The 22526-nt window shown below is 70.2% G+C and carries 24 protein-coding genes and 1 pseudogene; 15 read left to right on the forward strand and 10 right to left on the reverse strand.

What is annotated here, in order from left to right:
- Positions 1-1076: pseudogene (locus ACIBUY_RS41655) on the reverse strand (hypothetical protein); the annotation flags it as partial.
- Between the two features lie 119 nt (positions 1077-1195).
- Between ACIBUY_RS41655 and ACIBUY_RS41660 the strand changes: the two are divergent.
- From ACIBUY_RS41660 to ACIBUY_RS41705, 10 genes are all read left to right on the forward strand, one after another.
- The gene (locus tag ACIBUY_RS41660) at positions 1196-1972 is read left to right on the forward strand and encodes an enhanced serine sensitivity protein SseB (protein WP_365570405.1); all 777 of its coding nucleotides are present in this window, start codon (positions 1196-1198) and stop codon (positions 1970-1972) included.
- A 133-nt stretch (positions 1973-2105) separates the two neighbouring features.
- A complete protein-coding gene (locus ACIBUY_RS41665) occupies positions 2106-2900 on the forward strand; it encodes an enhanced serine sensitivity protein SseB C-terminal domain-containing protein (protein WP_365570403.1) in 795 nt (264 codons plus the stop codon).
- 327 nt (positions 2901-3227) lie between these two features.
- Positions 3228-4232: an ABC transporter permease gene (locus tag ACIBUY_RS41670; protein ID WP_365570400.1), complete on the forward strand. Its 1005-nt coding sequence runs from the start codon at positions 3228-3230 to the stop codon at positions 4230-4232.
- 134 nt (positions 4233-4366) lie between these two features.
- The gene (locus ACIBUY_RS41675) at positions 4367-6130 is read left to right on the forward strand and encodes an ABC transporter substrate-binding protein (protein WP_365570397.1); all 1764 of its coding nucleotides are present in this window, start codon (positions 4367-4369) and stop codon (positions 6128-6130) included.
- A 146-nt stretch (positions 6131-6276) separates the two neighbouring features.
- Positions 6277-7278: an ABC transporter permease gene (locus ACIBUY_RS41680; protein ID WP_365570587.1), complete on the forward strand. Its 1002-nt coding sequence runs from the start codon at positions 6277-6279 to the stop codon at positions 7276-7278.
- On the forward strand, positions 7275-8372 hold the full coding sequence (locus ACIBUY_RS41685; RefSeq protein WP_365570394.1) for an ABC transporter ATP-binding protein: 1098 nt from the start codon (positions 7275-7277) through the stop codon (positions 8370-8372). The genes ACIBUY_RS41680 and ACIBUY_RS41685 overlap by 4 nt, the downstream gene beginning before the upstream one ends.
- 26 nt (positions 8373-8398) lie before the next feature.
- Positions 8399-9559 carry a dipeptide ABC transporter ATP-binding protein gene (locus ACIBUY_RS41690; protein WP_365570391.1) on the forward strand — a complete coding sequence of 387 codons (1161 nt, stop codon included), beginning with the start codon at positions 8399-8401 and terminating at the stop codon, positions 9557-9559.
- A gap of 141 nt (positions 9560-9700) precedes the next feature.
- Complete coding sequence (locus ACIBUY_RS41695; RefSeq protein WP_399155466.1) at positions 9701-11098, forward strand: M1 family metallopeptidase; 1398 nt, start codon at positions 9701-9703, stop codon at positions 11096-11098.
- Between the two features lie 10 nt (positions 11099-11108).
- On the forward strand, positions 11109-11771 hold the full coding sequence (locus ACIBUY_RS41700; RefSeq protein ID WP_365570385.1) for a trimeric intracellular cation channel family protein: 663 nt from the start codon (positions 11109-11111) through the stop codon (positions 11769-11771).
- A 94-nt stretch (positions 11772-11865) separates the two neighbouring features.
- Positions 11866-12738: a thioesterase family protein gene (locus tag ACIBUY_RS41705; RefSeq protein ID WP_365570382.1), complete on the forward strand. Its 873-nt coding sequence runs from the start codon at positions 11866-11868 to the stop codon at positions 12736-12738.
- Here the strand turns inward: ACIBUY_RS41705 and ACIBUY_RS41710 are convergent.
- Entirely contained in the window at positions 12735-13331 is a 597-nt protein-coding gene (locus ACIBUY_RS41710; protein WP_399155467.1) for a TIGR03086 family metal-binding protein, read from the reverse strand. The two genes, ACIBUY_RS41705 and ACIBUY_RS41710, sit on opposite strands and share 4 nt — an antisense overlap.
- A gap of 118 nt (positions 13332-13449) precedes the next feature.
- Here ACIBUY_RS41710 and ACIBUY_RS41715 point away from each other — a divergent pair, with 118 nt between their 5' ends.
- Positions 13450-14427 carry a YafY family protein gene (locus ACIBUY_RS41715; RefSeq protein WP_365570376.1) on the forward strand — a complete coding sequence of 326 codons (978 nt, stop codon included), beginning with the start codon at positions 13450-13452 and terminating at the stop codon, positions 14425-14427.
- On the opposite strand, the gene ACIBUY_RS41720 is transcribed toward ACIBUY_RS41715, so the two are convergent.
- Entirely contained in the window at positions 14387-15268 is an 882-nt protein-coding gene (locus tag ACIBUY_RS41720; RefSeq protein ID WP_399155468.1) for an alpha/beta fold hydrolase, read from the reverse strand. The genes ACIBUY_RS41715 and ACIBUY_RS41720 overlap by 41 nt on opposite strands.
- Before the next feature lie 18 nt (positions 15269-15286).
- On the reverse strand, positions 15287-15925 hold the full coding sequence (locus ACIBUY_RS41725) for a TetR family transcriptional regulator (RefSeq protein WP_365570370.1): 639 nt from the start codon (positions 15923-15925) through the stop codon (positions 15287-15289).
- A 122-nt stretch (positions 15926-16047) separates the two neighbouring features.
- On the opposite strand from ACIBUY_RS41725, the gene ACIBUY_RS41730 reads away from it, so the two are divergent.
- The 3 genes from ACIBUY_RS41730 to ACIBUY_RS41740 all read left to right on the forward strand — a co-directional run bounded on the left by ACIBUY_RS41730 (position 16048) and on the right by ACIBUY_RS41740 (position 17831).
- Positions 16048-16203 (forward strand): hypothetical protein, encoded by a 156-nt coding sequence (locus ACIBUY_RS41730; protein WP_365570368.1) that lies wholly within the window; start codon positions 16048-16050, stop codon positions 16201-16203.
- Between the two features lie 32 nt (positions 16204-16235).
- Positions 16236-16538: a DUF4190 domain-containing protein gene (locus tag ACIBUY_RS41735; RefSeq protein WP_365570365.1), complete on the forward strand. Its 303-nt coding sequence runs from the start codon at positions 16236-16238 to the stop codon at positions 16536-16538.
- 123 nt (positions 16539-16661) lie between these two features.
- A complete protein-coding gene (locus ACIBUY_RS41740) occupies positions 16662-17831 on the forward strand; it encodes a cysteine desulfurase family protein (protein ID WP_399155469.1) in 1170 nt (389 codons plus the stop codon).
- Here ACIBUY_RS41740 and ACIBUY_RS41745 read toward each other — a convergent pair.
- The gene (locus ACIBUY_RS41745) at positions 17828-18550 is read right to left on the reverse strand and encodes an N-acetylmuramoyl-L-alanine amidase (RefSeq protein WP_399155470.1); all 723 of its coding nucleotides are present in this window, start codon (positions 18548-18550) and stop codon (positions 17828-17830) included. The genes ACIBUY_RS41740 and ACIBUY_RS41745 overlap by 4 nt on opposite strands.
- 85 nt (positions 18551-18635) lie before the next feature.
- Here ACIBUY_RS41745 and mnmA point away from each other — a divergent pair, with 85 nt between their 5' ends.
- The gene (gene mnmA, locus ACIBUY_RS41750) at positions 18636-19757 is read left to right on the forward strand and encodes a tRNA 2-thiouridine(34) synthase MnmA (RefSeq protein WP_399155471.1); all 1122 of its coding nucleotides are present in this window, start codon (positions 18636-18638) and stop codon (positions 19755-19757) included.
- Between the two features lie 23 nt (positions 19758-19780).
- Here mnmA and ACIBUY_RS41755 read toward each other — a convergent pair whose 3' ends face one another.
- The 5 genes from ACIBUY_RS41755 to ACIBUY_RS41775 form a co-directional block, all read right to left on the reverse strand.
- Positions 19781-20068 (reverse strand): hypothetical protein, encoded by a 288-nt coding sequence (locus tag ACIBUY_RS41755; RefSeq protein ID WP_399155472.1) that lies wholly within the window; start codon positions 20066-20068, stop codon positions 19781-19783.
- A 26-nt stretch (positions 20069-20094) separates the two neighbouring features.
- Positions 20095-21213, reverse strand: coding sequence for a hypothetical protein (locus ACIBUY_RS41760; protein ID WP_399155473.1), 1119 nt, complete (start codon positions 21211-21213; stop codon positions 20095-20097).
- Positions 21210-21563 (reverse strand): hypothetical protein, encoded by a 354-nt coding sequence (locus ACIBUY_RS41765; RefSeq protein WP_399155474.1) that lies wholly within the window; start codon positions 21561-21563, stop codon positions 21210-21212. The genes ACIBUY_RS41760 and ACIBUY_RS41765 overlap by 4 nt, the downstream gene beginning before the upstream one ends.
- Before the next feature lie 213 nt (positions 21564-21776).
- Positions 21777-22124: a hypothetical protein gene (locus ACIBUY_RS41770; protein WP_365570344.1), complete on the reverse strand. Its 348-nt coding sequence runs from the start codon at positions 22122-22124 to the stop codon at positions 21777-21779.
- Positions 22125-22164: 40 nt separating this feature from the next.
- Positions 22165-22491: a DUF427 domain-containing protein gene (locus ACIBUY_RS41775; RefSeq protein WP_399155475.1), complete on the reverse strand. Its 327-nt coding sequence runs from the start codon at positions 22489-22491 to the stop codon at positions 22165-22167.
- Positions 22492-22526 lie beyond the last annotated feature (35 nt).

Genomic DNA, 22526 nt, shown 5'->3' on the forward strand with positions numbered 1-22526 from the left:
GGGATCCCCCGAAAACGCGGCGGGGTGCGGGGGACCGCGACGGCCGGTGCTTGGGGATTCGCCGGAGTCTGCGAAGTCGCCGGGGTGTTCGGGACCGCGGCCGGGGCCTGCGGGATCCCCGGGATCTGGGGCATGCCCGGGATTTGCGGGACGGCCGGCGCTTGGGGATTCGCCGGAGTCTGCGAAGTCGCCGGGGTGTTCGGGACCGCGGCCGGGGCCTGCGGGATCCCCGGGATCTGGGGCATGCCCGGGATTTGCGGGACGGCCGGCACTTGAGGATTCGCCGGAGTCTGCGAAGTCGCCGGGGTGTTCGGGACCGCGGCCGGGGCCTGCGGGATCCCCGGGATCTGGGGCATGCCCGGGATTTGCGGGACGGCCGGCACTTGAGGATTCGCCGGAGTCTGCGAAGTCGCCGGGGTGTTCGGGACTGCCGCCGGGGCTTGCGGGATCCCCGGGATCTGGGGCAGCCCCGGAATCTGCGGGGTGGCCGGGGCCTGCGGAACCGCCGCCGGGTCTGCCGGGTTCGCCCCCGTGTCGGCGGGCTCGTCCGCCGGGTCCGCCCCCGTGTCAGTCGCCGCGTCGGCATCCGCGTCGGCCGGGGTAGACGCGTCGGCATCCGCACCGGCCGGGTCCTTCTGCAGCGAGCCGATCAGCGCGTCGATGCCGGAGGCGGTGAGCGCGTCGTTCGCCAGTTTCGGCAGGCCCTGCAGGACGGCCAGGGCCTTGACCCAGTCCTGCGCGGCCGTGGCCTTCTCCAACTCGTCGGCCTGGGTCTTCAGCGAGCTCTGCGCCAGCGCGGTGAGCCCGGTCGCGGCCGGCTGGTTCTCGCCGTAGCCGAGCACGGTGTCCAGCTCGTCGGAGACCTTCGCGAGCGTGGTCTCGTCCGGGACCATGAACAGGGTCGACGCGGCGATGTAGTCGTCGACGGCCTTGAGCAGCGACTCCAGATCGCTGCGGGTCCGCGGGGCGGAGGGTGCGGCCGGCGCGGCCACGGCGGCGCCCGCCCCACCGAGGATGAGGGCGCCGCACAGGGAGGCGGCGACGACGGCTGCGGCCTTGCGGGGTGCGCGGGCCATGGCGGCGGGTCCTTTCGTAGAGGGCTCCCCTGTCGCCACCCTCGAATCCACCACCACGCTCCGCAACCAGACAGATGCGGAGCGTGTCCATTTGGGGGTACGCGTTATCGTCGGCGGCTATGGAACACCCGGCACACCACGAGGGCGCCCACGCCCACCCGACCCAGGGCTGGCCCGCGAACGAGCTGGAGCAGGTCCTCGCCGCCGCGCTCGGCGTCGAGGGCGCGGGCGCGCGCATCGTCGAGGTCCTCGGCCGCAGCCACCTGTGGATCCCGCTGCCCAGGGGCGGCTCCACCGCGAGCCGCGAGCTCGATCTGCCGACCCTGGAGCTCGAGGGCCAGGCGTACGTGCCCGTCTTCACCTCCGAGCAGCAGTTCATGCAGGTCACCGGCGGGCGCATGGACTGCACGGTGGCCCCGGCGGTCGAGTTCGCGCGCGGCCTGCCCGCCCAGGTCGGTCTCGCCCTGAACCCGGACGGCACCGTCGGCATCCCGCTGCCCCCACCCGCCGTCGCCGAACTGGCCCGCAGCGGCCGCACCCCGCTGGACGGCCCCTCGTCCGGCGGCCGCGTCGTGCTCTCCGAGCCGGACTGGCAGCACGACCCGGTGGACTTCCTGGCGGCCGTGCGCGAGGAGTTCGAGGCGACGGGCACCGTGCTCAGCGCCCACCGCGCGCTCGCGGTCGTCGAGGACGGCGACCCGTCGCTGTTCATCGGCGTCGCGCTGAGCCAGTGGGAGGGCGCCGCCCGCGATCTGCCGCTGGACGCGCTGGGCCGTGCGCTCGGCCGCGTACCGGTCGGCTGGCCGGTGAACCTCGTCTTCCTCGACGTCACCCAGGACCCGGTCGCCGACTTCCTGCGCACGCGCGTGCGTCCGTTCTATGTACGGGAACGGTGACGCCGTCCGTCAAGTCGGTGTCAGGAACGCCGCTTAAGCTGGTTTCATGACCTGACCGGACGGGCGACCTCACGCCCCGAAGGGCACGGGTGGCACGGGTGGAACACGGAAGTTCACGAAGGGGCGGTTACGGGTGAGTGCGTCGGGCACGGCCGCGGCCGGACAGGTCGAGCACATGCTGCGCCAGGTGACCCCGGGGCGCTACGACGCGTACGAGGCGCTGCTCGCGGCCCTCGCCGACCCCGCGTCCGGCCAGGTCTGGATGCTGCTCTGGCACGGCCAGGCGGGCTCCCCCGACGCCCAGTACGGGAACATGGACGTGGACGGCTTCTCGTACGCCCCCTGCGTCACCTCCGCCCAGGAGCTCTCCGCCTCCGGCTGGTCCCGCGCGTACGAGGTGGTCGGCGGCGTCGACGCGGCCCGGACGCTCTACCCCGACCACTACGGCCTGTGGCTCAATCCGCACGCGCCCGGCGGGGGAGTCGGCATCCCCTGGCTCGATCTGCGCCGGATCGCGGGCGGCCTGGACCGACAGCCGGCCGGGCCCCTGCGCATCACGGACCCCACGATCGAAATCCCCCAGTTCTACGCCGTATTGGCGCAGAACGCCCATCGGACGACCGCGATCCGCTCGCTGCGCCGCGCCTGGGTGCAGCCCGCGCTGGGCGCGCCCTACCTGGCGATCGGCCTCGACGTGTACGACACGTCGCCCGCGTCGGTGGACGCGGTGCGGGCGATGATGCAGCAGTCCGTCGCGGCGGTCCCCGACGGCCTGCCGGTCTCCACGGTCGCCATGTCGGACGAGTACGACCCGGTGGCGATGTGGCTGCGCGCGAGCGCCCGCCCGTTCTACGACCGCGAGGCGCACGCGGCACCCGCGGCTCCGGCCGGCGGCGGCTACGGCTATCCGCCGGTCGGCCAGTACTGAGAGCCAACTGCCCCCATAACGGCTCTATTTCGGTACAGGGTGGGTTGGTGCGGAGAGGGGCACGTGTGGGCGCAATGTCCGTACTGGAGTCACTTCCGACCCAACTGACCACTGTCCGCCCCCCGTTCACTGCCGTCCGGATAACGGAACCCCCCAGACAGCATCACGTTTAGGCATCCTTTCCCCGTCAAGTCTGGCAACAGATCGCACACAGGTTGAAGACTCCCGCTCCAAGGGGCTTCGCCTCTGTGTACGACGGACTGAACCACGCCGCTACAGCGGCAAGTGCGGGCCGGTCACCGCCGGTTGAGAGGGGTCCTTGCCACGATGACGGCACCATTGCAGAACACGACCGCGGATGCGGAACCGACCGCACCGGTCGACGCTGCCGCGAACGGCGCGGGCCGCAAGGTCGAGGGCCGGTCGCTGAAGGCGATCGCCTGGAACCGCCTGAAGCGGGACAAGGTGGCTCTCGCCGGTGGCATCGTTGTCGTCCTGCTCGTCCTGGTGGCGGTCTTCGCGCCGCTCATCGTGAGTCTGCTCGGCCACCCGCCGAACGACTTCCACCAGGACAAGCTGGACCCCCTGACGAACCTGCCGCAGGGCTCGCTCGGCGGCGTCAGCAGCGACTACCTGTTCGGCGTCGAGCCCAACAAGGGCCGCGACGTCTTCAGCCGCATCGTCTACGGCGCCCGGATCTCCCTGCTCGTGGCGTTCTGCGCGGCGATCGTCGCGGTGGTGCTCGGCACCCTGTTCGGCATCATCGCCGGCTACTTCGGCGGCTGGATCGACGCCCTGATCAGCCGCGTGATGGACGTGCTGCTCTCGTTCCCGCAGCTGCTCTTCATCATCTCGCTGGTCTCGGTGCTCCCGGACGACCTGCTCGGCCTGACCGGCAGCGGGGTGCGCATCGCGATCCTCGTCCTGGTCATCGGATTCTTCGGCTGGCCGTACGTCGGCCGCATCGTCCGCGGCCAGACCCTGTCGCTGCGCGAGCGCGAATACGTGGAAGCGGCCAGGTCCCTCGGCGGCGGCTCGCGGCACATCCTCTTCCGTGAGCTGCTGCCGAACCTGGTCGCACCGATCACGGTCTACACGACGCTGATGATCCCGACGAACATCCTCACGGAGGCGGCGCTCAGCTTCCTCGGCGCGGGTGTGCGGCCGCCCACCGCGTCCTGGGGCGGCATGCTCCGGGACGCGCTCGAGACGTACGAGCAGGACCCGATGTTCATGGTCTTCCCGGGCGTCACGATCTTCATCACCGTCCTCGCGTTCAACCTCTTCGGCGACGGGCTGCGCGACGCCCTCGACCCGAAGGGCACCCGGTAGAGCCGCGCCGGGCACCCGCCCGACCGGCCCTCAACTGGCCCTCACAGAACTGCCCCTGCCGATTCGACAGGTGGCTTGACTCCATGGTTCTCCGGCAGTTTGCCCGGGACCGCGATCTCGGAGGTTACGAGAAAATGCCCACAGGTTCCTCGAAACGACGGCTCGCCGCCGGTGCCGCCCTCGTGGTCGCGGCTCTGGTGTCGACCACGGCGTGCGGCGGCGGTGACGGCGACTCCAAGGGTTCGTCCAAGGGCGCCGGCTACGACGCGGCGTACAACAAGATCGCCAACCCTTCGACGAAGAAGGGAGGCACGCTGAAGATGGTCGGCAAGCAGGACCTGGACTCCGCCGACCCGCAGCGCCAGTACTACGGCATGGCCTGGGACTTCTCCCGCTTCTACGCGCGCACGCTGGTGAGCTACGCGCCCAAGGCGGGCGCCGCCTCCACCGAGCTGGTCGGCGACCTCGCCACCGGCCCCGGCAAGGTCACGGACGGCGGCAAGACCTACACGTACACCCTGCGTGACGGCGTCACGTGGGAGGACGGTTCGGCGGTCACCGCGCAGGACGTCAAGTACGGCATCGAGCGCATCTGGGCCTCGGACGTCATCACCGGTGGTCCGCAGTACCTGCAGCAGAACCTGGACCCGAAGAAGGAGTACAAGGGTCCGTACAAGGACACCTCCAAGGAGGGTCTGAAGGCGATCGAGACGCCCAACGCGAAGACGATCATCTTCCACCTGCCGAAGCCCAACGGTGACTTCGAGCAGTTCCTCGCCATGCCGTCCGGCGCGCCGGTCAAGCAGGCCAAGGACACGAAGGCCAAGTACACCCAGCACCCCTTCTCGTCCGGCCCGTACAAGTTCCAGGAGTACAAGGCCAACAAGAAGATCGTCCTGGTCCGCAACACCGCCTGGAAGAAGGAGTCGGACCCGATCCGCGCCGCTCTTCCGGACACGATCGACGTCACCATCTCCGCGAACCTCGAGGAGAACGACAAGCGCCTGATGGCCGGCGACTACGACGTCGACCTCAACGGCACGGGCATGACCCAGTCGGGCCGCGTCACCGCCGTCCAGAAGCACAAGGACAACGTCGACAACATGCGGACGTCCTTCGTCCGTTACGTCGCGCTGAACCACAACCAGAAGCCGCTCGACAACGTCGACTGCCGCAAGGCCGTCTTCTACGCGACCGACTTCGCCGGCCTGCAGCAGGTCCGCGGCGGCCCGCTCGCCGGTGGCGACATCGCCAACTCGACGCTGCCGAAGTCCATCAAGGGCCACAGCGACTACGACCCGTACGGCATCCTCGCCCGCAAGGGCAAGCCGGACGAGGCCAAGGCCAAGGAGTCGCTGAAGGCGTGCGGTCAGCCGAGCGGCTTCTCCACCAAGATCAGCGCCCGTAACAACAACCCGGGCGAGGTCGACGCCGCCGAGGCGCTGCAGGCGCAGCTCGCCAAGGTCGGCATCAAGCTCGAGGTCGACCCGCTGGACGGTGCCGAGGCCTCCTCGATCACCGGTTCGCCGAAGGTCGTCAAGCAGCGCGGTCTCGGTATGACCATGAGCGGATGGGGCCCGGACTTCCCGTCCGGCCAGGGCTTCGGCCAGCCGCTGTGGGACAGCCGGTTCCTCGTGCAGACCGGTAACTACAACGAGTCCCAGATCAAGGACCCGAAGATCGACGGTCTCTTCGACCAGGCGATCGCCGAGACCGACGCGGACAAGGCCGGGAAGATCTACGAGGAGCTCGACAAGCGGATCCTCGACCAGGCCGACTGGATGCCCTTCCTCTACGAGAAGAACATCACCTGGCGCGGCCCGCGTCTGACCAACGCCTACATGGCCGACTCCTACAACGGCCGCTACGACTACGTCTCTCTCGGCGTCACCAAGTAACGCCCCTTCCGGGCAACGGAGTTGATCCGTTGCCCGGATCTGGACCTCCGCCGCCGAAACCCGCCAGTCCGAAGGGCAGGTGATGGCCCAGGGCGATGACCGGGAACCCCCACGAGGAGTTCCCGGCCACCGCCGGGCCGCGCACAGTGCTTGCTTATCTCATCCGGCGCCTGTTCGCCGTAATCATCATGGTGCTCGTCGTTCTGCTCGCGACCTTCACCATCTTCTTCATGCTGCCCAAATGGGCGGGTCAGGACGTCGCCGTCCTCTTCGCCGGCAAGGCCACCGGAGCCGAGCAGCTCGCCGGCATCCGGATCAAGCTGGGCCTGGACGACCCCGTCCTCGTCCAGTTCTGGGACTTCATCAAGGGCATCCCGATGGGGCGCGACTACGCCAACGGCGGAGACGTGACCCACTGCGCCGCCCCCTGCTTCGGGTACTCCTTCCGCACCGAGGTGCCGGTCTGGGACACCCTCAAGGACGCCATGCCCGTCACCGGCGCGCTCGCCGCCGGCGCCTGCGTCCTGTGGCTCGTCGCCGGTGTCGCCACCGGTGTGCTCTCCGCCCTCAAGCGGGGCACCATCTGGGACCGCGCCGCGATGACCACCGCCCTCGGCGGCGTCTCGCTCCCGGTCTTCTTCACCGGCATGGTCGCGATGGGCGTCTTCGTGCACAGCCTCGGCTGGGTGCACATGGCCGACAGCCTCTCCACCGACGACTCGATCGGCACCTGGCTCCAGACGCTGATCCTGCCGTGGTTCGTGCTCGCCTTCCTCAACGCCGCGATGTACGCCCGACTCACCAGAGCGACCATGCTGGAGATCCTGGGCGAGGACTACATCCGCACCGCGCGCGCCAAGGGGCTCGGCGAGTCCGCCGTCATCACCCGGCACGCCCTGCGTTCCGCGATGACGCCGATCCTCACCGTCTTCGGACTCGACCTCGGCGTGCTGCTCGGCGGCGCCGTGCTCACCGAGTCCACGTTCAACCTGCCGGGTCTCGGCCTCGCGGCGGTCCAGGCCATCAGCAGCAAGGACCTGCCCGTGATCCTCGGCGTGACGCTGTTCGCGGCTCTCGCGATCGCCGTCGCCAACCTCGTCGTGGACCTTCTGTACGCCGTCATCGACCCGCGAGTGAGGCTGGGATGACCGAATTGCACAAGACCGGAGCGGCGGTCGGCGAACCCGTTGCTGCTTCCGGCGCCCCCAGCGCCTTCCTCGAGGTCCGCGACCTCAAGGTGCACTTCCCGACCGACGACGGCCTGGTCAAGTCCGTCGACGGACTCTCCTTCACCCTGGAGAAGGGCCGCACCCTCGGCATCGTCGGCGAGTCCGGATCGGGCAAGTCCGTCACGTCGCTCGGCATCATGGGTCTGCACACCGCGGGCCAGTACGGCCGGCGCAAGGCGCAGATCAGCGGTGAGATCTGGCTGGACGGCACCGAGCTGCTGCACGGCGACCAGAACGCCGTACGCAAGCTGCGCGGCCGCGACATGGCGATGATCTTCCAGGACCCGCTGTCCGCGCTGCACCCGTACTACACGATCGGCAAGCAGATCGTGGAGGCGTACCGCGTCCACCACGACGTCGACAAGAAGGTGGCCCGCAAGCGCGCCATCGAGATGCTCGACCGGGTCGGCATCCCGCAGCCCGACAAGCGCGTCGACTCCTACCCGCACGAGTTCTCCGGCGGCATGCGCCAGCGCGCGATGATCGCGATGGCGCTGGTGAACAACCCCGAGCTGCTCATCGCGGACGAGCCGACCACCGCGCTCGACGTGACCGTGCAGGCGCAGATCCTGGACCTGATCCGCGATCTGCAGAAGGAGTTCGGCTCGGCCGTCGTCATGATCACGCACGACCTCGGTGTCGTCGCGGAGATGGCGGACGAACTGCTCGTGATGTACGGCGGCCGGTGCGTCGAGCGAGGCACCGCCGAAGAGGTCTTCACGAAGCCTCAACACCCGTACACCTGGGGCCTGTTGGGTTCGATGCCGCGCATCGACCGGGAGCAGACCGAGCGGCTCACGCCGGTCAAGGGCTCCCCGCCCAGCCTGATCAATCTGCCGAGCGGCTGCGCCTTCAACCCGCGCTGCCCCTACGCGGACATCCCCAAGGACAACATCACCCGCACCGAGCGCCCCGAACTGCGCGAGGTCGGCTCCGGCCACTTCTCCGCCTGCCACATGTCGGGCGAGGAGCGGGAGCGGATCTGGACCGAAGAGATTGCGCCGAAGCTGTGACGGACGCCAAAGGACCCGAGACCGAGATGACTCCTCCGGCCCCCTCCTCGATTCCCCAGCAGGCGACGACCTCACCGGACGCCGCGTCGGTCGAACCGCTGCTGAAGGTCGAAGGCCTGGTCAAGCACTTCCCCATCAAGAAGGGCCTGCTCAAGAAGCAGGTCGCCGCCGTGCAGGCCGTGGACGGCCTGACCTTCGACGTACGCCCGGGGGAGACCCTCGGCGTCGTCGGTGAGTCCGGCTGCGGCAAGTCGACGATGGGGCGCCTGATCACGCGTCTGCTCGAACCGACCGGCGGACGCGTCGAGTTCGAGGGCAAGGACATCACACACCTCGGCACGAGCGGCATGCGTCCGCTCCGCCGCGACGTGCAGATGATCTTCCAGGACCCGTACTCGTCGCTGAACCCGCGCCACAACATCGGCACGATCGTCGGCGCGCCCTTCCAGCTGCAGGGCGTCAAGCCCGAGGGCGGGGTCAAGAAGGCGGTCCAGGACCTCCTGGAGCGCGTCGGTCTCAACCCCGAGCACTACAACCGCTACCCGCACGAGTTCTCCGGCGGTCAGCGTCAACGCATCGGCATCGCCCGGGCGTTGGCCCTGCGCCCGAAGCTCGTGGTCGCCGACGAGCCGGTCTCGGCCCTGGACGTCTCGATCCAGGCCCAGGTCGTGAACCTCCTGGAGGACCTCCAGGACGAGTTCGGCCTGACGTACGTGATCATCGCGCACGACCTCTCGGTCATCCGGCACGTCTCGGACCGCATCGCGGTGATGTACCTCGGCAAGATCGTCGAACTCGCCGACCGCGACGACCTGTACGCGACGCCGATGCACCCGTACACCAAGGCGCTGCTGTCCGCGGTCCCCGTCCCCGACCCCAAGCGGCGCGGGGCCAAGAGCGAGCGCATCCTGCTGCGCGGCGACGTGCCCTCGCCGATCAACCCGCCCGCCGGCTGCCGCTTCCACACGCGCTGCTGGAAGGCGACGGAGCTCTGCGCCACGAAGGAGCCCCCGCTGCTGCAGCTCGGCACCGGCCACCAGGTCGCCTGCCACCACCCGGAGAACGCCCCCGACCAGGCCCCCGAGGACACCACGCTCCTCTCGGCGGCCAAGGAGGCGATCGACGTGGTGACGATCCCGGCGCCGGCCGCGGCCGAGGAGCCGCCGCAGGAGCCCGAGGACAAGTAGGAGGTCGGGGTCGAAGGGGGCCGAGCCGCCTTCGACCCCGCCGAAATGACGCAGAAGGGTCATGTACACGACCCAGCCCGGACGGCAGAGTCTCCGTGTCCGTTACATCGGATACACCGGAACCTGCTCGAAGGGACGCCCATGGCCCTCTCCCGTTCGGCACGCCTGGCCGCGCTCACCGTCGCGGCCACCTCCTTCTGCCTGATAGCCGCCTCACCAGCCCCTACCCCCGGCTCCGACGGCATCGGCGACACCTACTTCCCGCAGCTCGGCAACGGCGGCTTCGACGCCCGTCACTACGACCTCGACGTCGCCTACAACCCCGACACGGACCGCCTCGACGGCCGCACCACCGTCACCGCCCGCGCCACCCAGAACCTCTCCTCCTTCGATCTGGACCTGCAGAAACTCACGGTCACCCGGGTCGAAGTGGACGGCAGACGCGCCGAGTTCACGCGCACCGGCGACGAGATCGTCATCACCCCGCGCAGCGCGATCCGCAAGAACCACACCTTCAAGGTCACCGTCACCTACGGCGGCGTCCCCGAGGCGCTCAACGGCCCGATCGTCTTCGGCTCCGACTACGGCTGGATGAAGACCGACGACGGCGTCTTCGTCGCGTGCGAGCCGAACGCCGCCTCCACCTGGTTCCCGTCCAGCGACCACCCCGCGGACAAGGCGACGTACGACATCCGCATCAAGGCCCCCAAGGGCCTCACCGGTGTCTCCAACGGCCGCCTCGTGGACACGTACACCACGGACCGCGGCACGCAGACGGTCAACCACTGGCGCGAGTCGAAGCCCATGGCCACCTACCTGGCGACCGCCAGCATCGGCAGGTTCGACGTCCAGCAGGGCCGCACGCCCGCCGGCACCCCCATCTACGTAGCCATCGACCCGGTTCTGAAGGGCAGCAACACGGTCGACGTGTACGCGGTGACGGCCGAGGCCACCGACTACTGGTCGCAGGTCTTCGGCCCGTACCCCTTCGAGGAGACGGGCGCGGTCGTCGACGACATGCCGCAGGCCGGGTTCTCGCTCGAGACCCAGACCAAGCCCAGCTACTCGGCCGTGCGCTCCGAGTCGACGATCGTGCACGAGCTGGCCCACCAGTGGTTCGGCGACTCGGTCTCCGTCGACCGGTGGAAGGACATCTGGCTCAACGAGGGCTTCGCCACGTACGCCCAGTGGCTGTGGTCCGAGCACAAGGGCATCCGCTCGGCCCACGACTCGTTCCAGGCCGCCTACGACGCGCGCCCGGCCGACTCCACGTTCTGGAACATCATCGTCGCGAACCCGCAGCGCGACACGATGTTCGCCTCGGCCGTCTACCAGCGCGGCGCGATGACGCTCCAGCGGATCCGCGAACGGATCGGCGACCAGGCCTTCTTCAAGCTGCTCCCGGCCTGGACGAAGCTCAACCGCTACGGCAACGCGAACACCGGCGACTTCCAGCGGCTCGCCGAGAAGATCTCCGGCAAGAACCTGGACACGATCTTCTACAGCTGGCTGTACCGACCCGGTAAGCCGTCGCTGTAACAATCATCGGGTGCTCCAGGAACTGTTCACCCCCTCCGTCCAGCATTGGCTCGACCTCATCGGCATCTTCGTGTTCGCCATCTCCGGTGCGCTGATGGCCGTACGCAAGAACTGGGACGTCTTCGGCATCGCCGCCCTGGCCGAGGTCACCGCGCTGGGCGGAGGTGTCTTCCGCGACCTGGTCATCGGGGCCGTGCCGCCGGCCGCCTTCACCGACCTCGGCTACTTCCTGACCCCGCTCGTCGCCGCCGCCCTCGTCTTCTTCCTGCACCCCGAGGTCGAGCGCACCCAGACCGCCGTGAACGTCTTCGACGCGGCGGGCCTCGGACTGTTCTGCGTGACCGGCACGACCAAGGCGTACGACTACGGCCTCGGCCTCACCGCGTCCGCCGCCCTCGGTCTCGCCACGGCCGTCGGCGGCGGCGTGCTGCGCGACATCATCGCCAACGAGGTGCCCTCACTGGTCCGCTGGGACCGCGACCTGTACGCGGTGCCGGCGATGGTCGGCTCCGCGATCGTCGTGCTCTGCATCCGCTACGACGCGCTGACCGGCATCACGAGCGGCATCGCGGTCCTCACCGCCTTCGTCCTGCGGCTGCTCGCGATGCGCTACCACTGGCGCGCGCCGCGGGCCTGGCACCGCAGGTCGTCCGCGGTGGACGAGGGCGTGTGACGAGAGCTTGTGGCGGGCCCGGTACCCGGGCGCGTAACGAGGGCTTCACAGTCAGAAGCTACCGCTTAGTAATTTCCTGTTGTACGTTTTCTGCATGGCAGAAGCAGCATCCACGCAGGCCCGCATCCAGGCCCGTATCGGCGACAGCGAGTTCGACCGCGACACCGCCGTCACCCGTCGCGAGCCCGGTGTCTACGACATCGACCTCTCCGCCGGATGGACGATCATCAGTGCCGTCAACGGCGGCTACCTGCTGGCCGTCCTCGGCCGCGCCCTCGCGGACGCCCTGCCGCACAGCGACCCGTTCACCGTCTCGGCGCACTACCTCACGGCGTCGGCCCCCGGACCGGCCGTGATCCGCACCGATGTGGTCCGCACCGGCCGCACCCTCTCCACCGGCCAGGCCTCCCTGTTCCAGTACGCCGAGGACGGCTCCGAGGTCGAGCGCATCCGCGTCCTGGCCTCGTACGGCGACCTCGACACCCTCCCCGACGACGTGCGCACCACCGCCGAACCGCCCGCCCTCCCGCCGATCGAGCACTGCTTCGGCGCGGGCGACAGCCCCGAGGGTGCCCCGCCCGTCCCCGGCAGCTCGGCGATCACCGAACGGCTCGACCTCAAGCTCGACCCGGCCACCCTCGGCTGGGCGCTCGGGGCGCCGTCCGGCAAGGGCGAGATGCGCGCGTGGTTCGGCCTGGCCGACGGCCGCGACGCGGACCCGCTGTCGCTGCTGCTCGCGGTGGACGCGCTGCCGCCGACGGCCTTCGAGATGGGCCTCAAGGGATGGGTGCCGACGGTCGAGCTGACGGTCCACGTCCGCTGCCGGCCCGCGCCGGGACCGCTCCGCGTCTCCATCACCACCCGCAACCTGGCGGGCGGTTTCCTGGAGGAGGACGCGGAGATCTGGGACGCGAAGGACCGCCTCGTGGCCCAGTCGCGCCAGCTGGCGCGGGTCAGGCTCGGCTAGCCGGCCTCCGCGGCGAGGGGACGGCGGCCCAGCCAGGCCGCCAACTCCCCGTAGGGGCCGCCCTCTTGAGGTGCTGCCACGACTTCCCCGAACGGCACCTCGGGTCCGCGCCGCTCGGCGGGCAGCGCCTGCCGGGCCACGGCGAGGGCGAACCCGGCGAGCTCCGGGTCGAGCGAACCCGGCCGGCCGAGCGCCTCCCACAGGTCCCAGGAGTGGGTGGTGGTCTCCAGGACGTACCCGCCGAGTGCGGCCCGCCCCGGCACGCTGCCCCACGGGACGGTGACCTCGGCATCGAGCCGGGCGTCGTCCTGCCAGGCCTTGAGCGCCTCGATGCGCCCGGCCTCGTACCTCTGCGCGAGCTCCCCGTCGGCGATCCCCTCGGCGAACGACGGCACGGCGAGCCCGTCGCCGCCCTCCCCGACGACGGCGATCCGCCGGGTGCCGCCGACGACGTGCGAGATCAGTCGCCGTACGTCGAACTCGTCGCAGGGGGTGGGGAGTTCGTACTGCCCCGGCTGAACGCCGCCGATGAGGCGGGCGAGCTGGGCGGTGGCGCGTTCGAGCAGGGGGCGGGGGTCCGGGGTGCCGGTCATCCTGGGCTCCTGGGTCGTCGGTGGGCGCGGGGCCGTGCGGCCCCGGGTTCCACACCCTGCCGCAATTACCTGACACCCACGGTCAACATTTCCGGCCGATCTGCGGCACGCTGGGACCGTGAAGTCCGACCGCCTGCTCTCCGTCCTGCTGCTCCTCCAGACCCGCGGCCGCGTCCCCGCCCACGAGCTCGCGGAGCGCCTGGAGGTCTCGGTGCGCACCATCTACCGGGACGTCGAGGCGCTCAGCAGCGCCGGTGTGCCGGTCTACGCCGAGCGCGGGCGGCACGGCGGCATCGCCCTCCTGCCCGGCTATCGCACGGACGTCACCGGCCTGACCGAGGACGAGTCCCGCGCCCTGTTCATCCTCGCCGCGCAGGGCGCACACGCGGCCCTCGGCCTTGACTCCGCGATCGGCTCGGCCCTGCGCAAGGTCATGGCCGCACTGCCCGAACCGCACCGCCCCGCCGCCGAGTTGACGAGCCGCCGCATCCTCGTCGAGTCCTCCCGCTGGATGGGCCCGCCGGTGCGCGAGGTCGACGTCAGCGCTCTCCAGGACGCGGTCTTCGCCGACCGCAGGCTGCGCATCCGCTACCGGCACAGCGGCACCGAGACGCCCCGCACGTACACCGTCGACCCGTACGGCCTCGTCTCCAAGGCGGGCGTCTGGTACCTGGTCGCCGACCGGCGGGCCGTGCCCCGCCTCTTCCGTGCCGACCGGACGCACGCGGTGAAGGTCACCGACGCCCCCGTCCAGCGGCGCAAAGGGGTCGAACTCGCCGACGTGTGGGCTGTGTTGAAGCAGCAGGTCGAAGTGCGGCCCGGCGGGATCGACGTCACGGCCCGGGTGCACCGCAGCCGCTTCGACCTGTTCCTGCGGATGTGCGGCAGCTCCCTGATCGAGCACCCCGAGGACGACGGCGTCAGCGAGTGGATCACCGTGCGGCTCGGCTACGGCGTCCTGGCGGCGGCCCGCACCCTGCTGCCCTTCGTCGACCACCTCGAAGTGCTCCAACCGCCGGAAGTGCGCGCGGAGTTGGCCCGAAGTGCCGCCGCGGTCACGGCCCTGTACGCAGGAACCGGGCCAGGGCGGCCGTGAGCTCGGCGGGCGCGTCCTCCTGGACGAGGTGCCCGGCCCCCTCGATGACGCGCAGCTCGGCGCCGGGGATCGCCTCGGCCAGCTCCTGCCCGCGCGCGAGCGGGATCCAGGTGTCCTCGGCGCCCCAGCAGACCAGCACGGGCAGCGCCAACTCCCCGTAACGGCCCTGGATGTCGTCGGTGAACCGCTGGTCGTTCTGCTCGATCTGCCGGTAGAAGGCGTCCTTGCCCGCCCCGCTCGCCCAGGGCGCGACGAGCCGCGCGTGCGTGTCCGGATGCAGCCCCCGGTGGCTGGCCGAGCTGACGTAGCGGTGCACGAGCGCCTCGTGCAGCTCGTCGGGCAACTGCCGGAAGACGTCGGCGTGTTGAGCGAGCAGCCGGTACGTGGGGGAGCCCCAGGGTGCGAGGGCCACCGGGTCGACCAGGGCGAGCCGGGAGTACGCGGCGCCGTGCAGCAGATGCGCGCGCAGTGCGACGCAGCCGCCGAAGTCATGCGCGACGACGGCGGGTTCGGCCAGCCCCCAGTGCTCGATGAGCCCGGCCAGCACCCGCGCCTGAGCGTCCAGGGTGACGTCCTGCCCCGCACGCATCTCGGAGGCGCCGTAGCCCGGCAAGTCCCATACGTACACACGGTGTTCGGCGGCCAGTGCCCGCGCCGGGCCGCGCCAGACGTACGACGAGAAGGGCGTCCCGTGGACGAGGACGACGGGCGGGGCGTCCGCCGGGCCGAGCGCGGTCCAGCGGATCTCGCCGGTCGGTCCGGGGTGGCTGCGGTCGAGATCCCAGCGGTCGAGGTCCCGACGGTCGAGATCCCTTACGGCGTTCCGGTCGGCGGCTGTCATGACCGTAAGGCTAGTTGCTCATGACGCATCGAGCCAGTGCCTGCGCCCCAGGCTCACCAGTCGCAACTGCCGCTCGGCGAGGCCGCAGGCGCGGGCCAGGTCCTCCGGGGCGGTGACGAGGAGGGCCGAGGCCGTCAGCACCATGTGGTCGACGTACAGGCCGGCCAGCATCAGCAGGTCCTCCTCGGTCCAGCCGGCCGCCTCCGGGTCCCGTCGCAGGGCGTCCCGCACCTCCCCGGCGAACTGCCCGAGCTGCTCGCCGATCGCCTCCCGCACCGGCTGGACCCCGCCGTGCCGCTCGCGTGCGATGAAGCGGACGTGCGCGGGGTACGCCCGCACGTGACGGGCGATCAACTCGACGGTGCGCGCGATGCGTTCGTCGCTGTCCCAGGTCGCCGTGAGGGCGTCGCGGATCATCGCGTGCAGACTGCCGAGCGCCTCCTCGACCAGGGCGACGCCGAGGTCGGCCGTGCTGTCGAAGTGCCGGTAGAAGGCGGTCGGGGCCACGCCCACGGCGCGCGTGACCTCGCGCAGCCCCAGGCTGCTCAGGCTCTGCTCCTCCAGCAGCTCCAACGCGGCGTCCAGGAGCGCCTGTCGGGTCTTTTGCTTCTGCGCCTGCCGGATGCCGAGCGACTGGCTGGACGGGGTGTGACTCATGTCATCCAGTTAACAGTTGTTCTCTGTAATTGGGAAGCCGTGTGCGGCGCTAGACTCGTCAGTCAGTGAACAGTCGTAACCCAAGCCTGATTGAAGCCTGATCCAAGCCTGAGAGGTTTCCCATGCTGTTCCTCGTAGCGGCCCTTCTGCTCCTGGGCTTCGCGCTCGGCACCGTCGCCCACGCGCCACTCGCCTTCACGCTCACCGCGGCCGCCGTCATCGGGGTCTGGCTGACCGTCTTCGCCGTGCGCGAGCGCGGCCGCCGCCACCAGAGCTGAGCTCCGTCCACGTCCGACCAGGGGGTACCACCATGCAACTCACCGCAGAAGCAGAAGCAGAAGCAGAAGCAGAGACGACGACGGCCCGCCCCGCGGTGCGCCGGGACTCCGACGGCATGGCCGTCGCCTCGTTCGTCCTCGGGCTCCTCGGCCTGCTCGTCCTGAACGTCCTGCTCGGCCCGATCGCCATCGTCCTCGCGGGCATCGCCCTGTGGCGCGGCACCAGCCGCCGGGGCCGCGCCCTGCTGGGTCTCGGCCTCGGAGTCGCGGACCTCGTCGTGCTCGCCGCGCTGGTCTCCGCGGACGGCACGCTGTCGTGGAGCATCGCGGGCTGACGCCCGGACGACGCCTGACGGCATCCGGCGAGGCCCGGCGAGGCCCGTCGAGGCCCCCGCGTGGGAACGGGACCCCACGCGGCGACAGAGGTCCGCCACCGGGCTCGTAGAATCGTGCCCACCATGGCCTACCTCGACCACGCCGCGACCACTCCGATGCTCCCGGAGGCGGTCGAGGTGATGACCGCCCAGCTCGGCGTCACCGGCAACGCCTCGTCCCTGCACGCCGCGGGCCGCCGCGCCCGGCGCACCGTCGAGGAGTCCCGCGAGACCCTCGCCGAATCCCTCGGCGCCCGCCCCAGCGAGGTCGTGTTCACCTCGGGCGGCACCGAAGCCGACAACCTCGCCGTCAAGGGCCTGTACTGGGCACGCCGCGCCGCGGACCCGGCCCGCATCCGCGTCCTCGCCAGCCCCGTCGAGCACCACGCCGTCCTCGACGCCGTGCACTGGCTCGCCGAGCACGAGGGCGCCACGGTCGAGTACCTGCCGGTCGATTCCTACGGCCGGGTGCGGGTGGAGTCGCTCCGCGAGGCGATCGAGCGCAACCCCGACGACGTCGCCCTCGCCACCGTCATGTGGGCCAACAACGAGATCGGCACGATCCAGCCGGTGCGTGAACTGGCGGACGCGGCAGGGGAGTTCGCCGTTCCCCTGCACGCCGACGCGGTCCAGGCCTACGGCCAGATCCCGGTCGACTTCGCCGCGTCCGGCCTCGCCGCGATGACGGTCTCGGGCCACAAGGTCGGCGGCCCGTACGGCATCGGCGCCCTGCTCCTCGGCCGTGAGTACACGCCCGTCCCCGTGCTGCACGGCGGCGGGCAGGAGCGGCACGTCCGCTCCGGCACCCTCGACGTCCCCGCCGTCGCCGCCTTCGCGACGGCGGGCCGCATCGCCGCCGAGCAGCGCGAGTGGTTCGCCCGCGAGATCGGCGGTCTGCGCGACGAGCTGGTCGCGGCGGTCCGCGCGGCCGTCCCCGAGGCGATCCTCGGCGGCGACCCCACGCCCGGCGGCCGCCTCCCGGCGAACGCCCACTTCACGTTCCCCGGCTGCGAGGGCGACTCCCTGCTGCTCCTCCTGGACGCCCAGGGCATCGAATGCTCCACGGGCTCCGCCTGCACGGCGGGCGTCGCCCAGCCCAGCCACGTCCTCCTGGCCACCGGCACCGACCCCGACCTGGCCCGCGGCACGCTCCGCTTCTCCCTCGGCCACACGTCGACGAAGGCGGACGTGGCGGCCGTGGCCCAGGCGATCGGCCCGGCGGTGGAGCGGGCGCGAACGGCGGGCCTGACCTAAGCCTTCGCGGTGCCGGTGCGGCCCGTGCCGCTCGTGCTCTCGCTCGTGCTCTGCTTGTGGGCGGCCCGCACCAACTTCATGTACCGGTCCCAGTCCCAGTGCGGTCCGGGGTCGGTGTGATCGGTGCCCGGCACCTCCACGTGCCCGATGATGTGCTTCCGGTCGACGGGTATCCCGTACCGTCTGCAGATCCCGGCGGTCAGCCGCGCCGAAGCCGCGTACATGGCAGCGGTGAAGTCCTGGGGCCGGTCCACGAAACCCTCGTGCTCTATGCCGACACTGCGCTGGTTGTAGTCCCTGTTCCCCGCGTGGAACGCGACGTCCAGCTCCCGGATCATCTGCGCGATGTGCCCGTCCTGCCGCACCACGTAGTGCGCGGCGGCCCCGTGCCAAGGGTCCTTGAACACCTTCAAGGTGCCCTGATAGCTGCCCTGCGTGACGTGAATGATGACGCGGTCGATGGCGTAGTCGTCGGGCCGGTCCGCCCGCCGCCAGTTCGCCGCGGCCGCCGCCACCCACTCCGCGCCCTTGAAGTCCACCGCGCCCGCGGTACGCGGCTTGTCGACCCCGGGCACCTGCCACCACATGTGGGCGAGATCGCTGCGCGCGAGCAGCCCCACGCCCACGGCCGCGGCCGCGCCCCCCACGATCAGGGTCCGCCGACTGACGGCACCGCCCCGGTCCCCGCCGCCGCCCTTCCCCGCTCCCTGCTTGCCCATCTGACGCCCCCCGTCATTCCCGTACGAGATCCACAACGGATATCCGAAGGATTCGGTTCCCGCGGCCCCGTACTCTGTTAGGGCTATGACTTCGCAGACTTCCCGCCCCCTCCGCGTACTCGCCGCCATGTCGGGCGGCGTCGACTCCGCCGTAGCGGCGGCCCGCGCCGCAGAAGCAGGCCATGACGTCACAGGCGTCCACCTGGCCCTCTCCGCGAACCCGCAGTCCTTCCGCACCGGCGCCCGCGGCTGTTGCACCATCGAGGACTCCCGCGACGCGCGCCGCGCGGCGGACGTCATCGGCATCCCGTTCTACGTCTGGGACCTGGCGGACCGCTTCCGCGAGGACGTCGTCGAGGACTTCGTCGCGGAGTACGAGGCGGGCCGCACGCCGAACCCGTGCCTGCGCTGCAACGAGAAGATCAAGTTCGCGGCGCTCCTCGACAAGGCGCTGGCCCTCGGCTTCGACGCGGTCTGCACGGGTCACTACGCGCAGGTGATCACGACGGACTCCGGAGTCCGCGAACTGCACCGCGCGTCCGACATGGCGAAGGACCAGTCGTACGTCCTGGGCGTGCTGGACGACCGTCAGCTGGCCCACGCGATGTTCCCGCTCGGCGACACGGTCACGACGAAGGAAGAGATCCGGGCGGAGGCCGAGGCCCGCGGCCTCGCGGTGGCGAAGAAGCCCGACTCCCACGACATCTGCTTCATCGCCGACGGCGACACCCAGGGCTTCCTGGCCTCGCGCCTCGGCAAGTCGGAGGGCGACATCGTCGACGAGTCGGGCACGAAGCTCGGTACGCACGAGGGCGCGTACGGCTACACGATCGGCCAGCGCAAGGGCCTGCGCATCGGCACCCCCGCCCCCGACGGCAAGCCGCGCTACGTCCTCGACATCTCCCCGGTCGACAACACGGTGACGGTGGGCCCGGCGGCCGCCCTGGACGTTACGTCCCTGACGGCGATCAAGCCGCGGTGGTGCGGGGTGGCGCCGGTTGGTCCGGGTACGTACACGGCGCAGTTGCGGGCACACGGCGGCGAGACGGAGGTATCGGCGGAACTCGTCGAGAACGAACTCCGAGTCACGTTCCAGGAGCCGGCCCGGGGGGTTGCCCCGGGGCAGGCGATCGTGCTTTATGACGGGACGCGGGTGGTGGGGTCGGCGACGATCGCCACGACTGTGCGGGTTGCCGCCCTGGCGTAGCCCCGACGGATTTCGCCCAGGCCCTACATCGACCTCATGAGGTGGGCGGCGACGAAGATTCCGGGGAGCACCAGCAAGGCGGCGCAGGAGAGTCTGTTTTCCTTTTGCCGCCAACCCTGAAATGCCAGGTACGTGCCATAGAGCAGCAACGAGGTCACGCCGATCATGGACGGCTCGAGTGTGCCCTTCAGCGCCTGTGACACTGTTCCAAGAGTCGTCAGTACCGCGAAGAAGCCCACGGCGACGGTGGTGAAGCGCCGGTCACGATGGTGCCGTGCCTCGTCGGCCAGTCTCTGTTCGAGATTCATCATCTTCCCTGCTGGAACCGGCGGGCGTACTACACCAGCGCGTTGTCGTAACTCTTGCCTACCACGGGGAACTTCCGCACATCGCCGACGAGCGCGCACATTGCACCAGCGCCGGCGAAAGCCGCGTTGACCGTGCCCATGAGCACGTCGTACTGCTCCGTGAGTTCCCGGTACCGCTTGGCCATGGCAGCCACGCGTTCTGCGGCGAAGGCCGCGCCGACGAACGCGCCGGCGATGCCGACACCGGAGGATGCCATCGCGGTGGAGGCGGCGGCAGCGATGGCAACCTGGGCTCCCCAGTCGCAGAGCTCCGCAATGCCTCCCTTCACCGTTTCGGCAAATGAGAAGACGAGCGTAGCCACGCTCTGATAGCGATCCCGGAGATCGTGGAAAGCCTCACGTGTCGATTCGAGTGTTCTTGCCGAGTTGTCGAAGTACTTCCATGCGCCGTCGGCAGCATTTCCCCGCCACGTGACACTGAGCACGGAATTTCCGTGTCGAATGTTCGCGGCCATGTCACCACAGGCATTGCCCAGGCAGTCCCATGCATCCGCGCAGTTGGCGTAACTCTGCCAGTCGCCCGCGAGCCAGTTGGCGATGTGCCCGAGAACGTCCCAGCCGAAAGCGAACTTGAGGCCCTCGTTGGCCAAGGCCGACACGCTGCCGAAGTCCAGCAGGGTTCCCGCGGCTTTGTTGGCGGGCGCGAACTCGAGCTCCGACAGATGACCCTGGAGCCAGCCGTCGGCGCCGCCGGGTGAGTGGAGGCGACCGACGGCGTCGCGCATGTCCCGGAACGACGTGTCGCCGCTCGGGCGTGCCCTCGGAACGGCGGAGGGCTGCACGGCGGGATAGGTCGCATCGATCTTGCGCGCCTGCTCCAGGTCCACCGAGTCGTACCAGACGGCGGTCTTCTTCAGTTCGCTCACCGAGGCGCCGAGAATCGTATCGAAGCGGGTCAGGACGTCGCGGGCGTCGTGCACCCTCTTCGCATGGTCGCCAAGGGCCCAGTTCCAGAGGTCCCCGACGAACGAGGAGTCGATGCCGGTGCAGCGGTCGAGATAGGCGCGGGCACTTTCGCAGTCCTTGCCCGCCCTGTGCAGCAGGCCCGCGTACCCGACCAGGTCCCCCGACTTCACAGCGAGCGTCATGCCGACCACCGCCCTGTGCGTTCTGATTTCAGGAGGGCTCGTTCCGCCGCCACTTGTCGTTCGCCGCTCAGGGCCAGAGCTTCCCGTTCCCTGTCCGGCATCGCATCCCAGCGATTGCGGAACTCCTGCCCCTGTTCAATGACCTCCTCCGCGTAGGCGGAGACTCGCGTGGCGTCACGCAATCCCACCCGCCCCGCAAGCACCTCCTGAGCCATTTCCTTCAACACAGGCCCGCTGTCGCCCCGCCGGAACACCTCCAACGCCTTGCGTAACAGCCGTTGTTGAACGGGATCGTGGCTCAGGTCCAGGTACGTGGCCCGGTCGGGCCGGTGCGTCATCTCGTCGGTCACAGAAGATCCCCTCGGTGCGGAGTCGCAGGAGAGCGGCACAGTAGTGATGCCGCCTCCTGCGTGAACCGCACCGAGGAGCAGGACCGACGCGCGGGGTGGGCAGAGCTCAACGGGCCGTTGGCCGGGCCCTGTTGTGAGCGCTCATCCGATCGGGCGAGCCGTCAACTGCCCCCAAGCGCAGGTGAATTGCCGAGGGTCGAGGGCCGGGTGGGGTCAGGGACGGCCCTGGAGGTAGTGGTGCAGTACCGCGGCCAGGTCCGTGCACCAGGTCGGGACGTGTGAGCGGCGGCGGGCGCGGACCTGGCAGGCGTAGACCGGGCCGTCGAGGGTCACCGCCGTTACCGAGATGCCCGCGTCCAGCGGTTGGAAGTGCACCGTACGCAGATGTGCCCAGGGCAGGTCGATGGCGTGCGGGCCCTGTTCGAAGTGGACGCCCTCGGCGTCGATGACGAGGCCGCTGTACTGATCGGCGGCGACGAACTCGGGGCCGGGGACTCCCGACGGGGGAGCGGGCGGGGCCGGCGCGAACATGGGTGGCGGGGCGCCGAATCCACCCGCCACGCCACCCTGTTGCCCGAACCCCTGAGACGCGTCCACCCCGCTATTCCACCACCTCCACCTCGTAGAAGCACAAGTGCCCCTTGATGGCGGCCACTTCGGCCTTGGGCTCCGGGTAGGACCAGACGAGGTCGGGGGCGTCGGGCAGCGACCAGTAGGAGGCCGTTCCCTTGAAGGGGCAGTACGTGGTCGTGTCCGAGGGGGTCAGCCGGTCCAGGGCGACGTCCTCCCCCGGGAGGTAGTAGCGCACGGGACAGCCCGTCTCGCGCAGCAGCAGCGGCCGCGCACTGTCGGCGAGCACCTGCCCGTCGCGCACGACACGCACCCGCTGCGAACCCTGCTCGATCGTGATCGTGTGTCCATCAGCCATATGGGGATCAGCGCCCGGCGGCCCCCGGTTCTTCC

Origin of the sequence: Streptomyces sp. NPDC050085, from assembly GCF_044460595.1 — a bacterium.
In the GTDB taxonomy this organism is placed as follows: Bacteria; Actinomycetota; Actinomycetes; order Streptomycetales; family Streptomycetaceae; genus Streptomyces.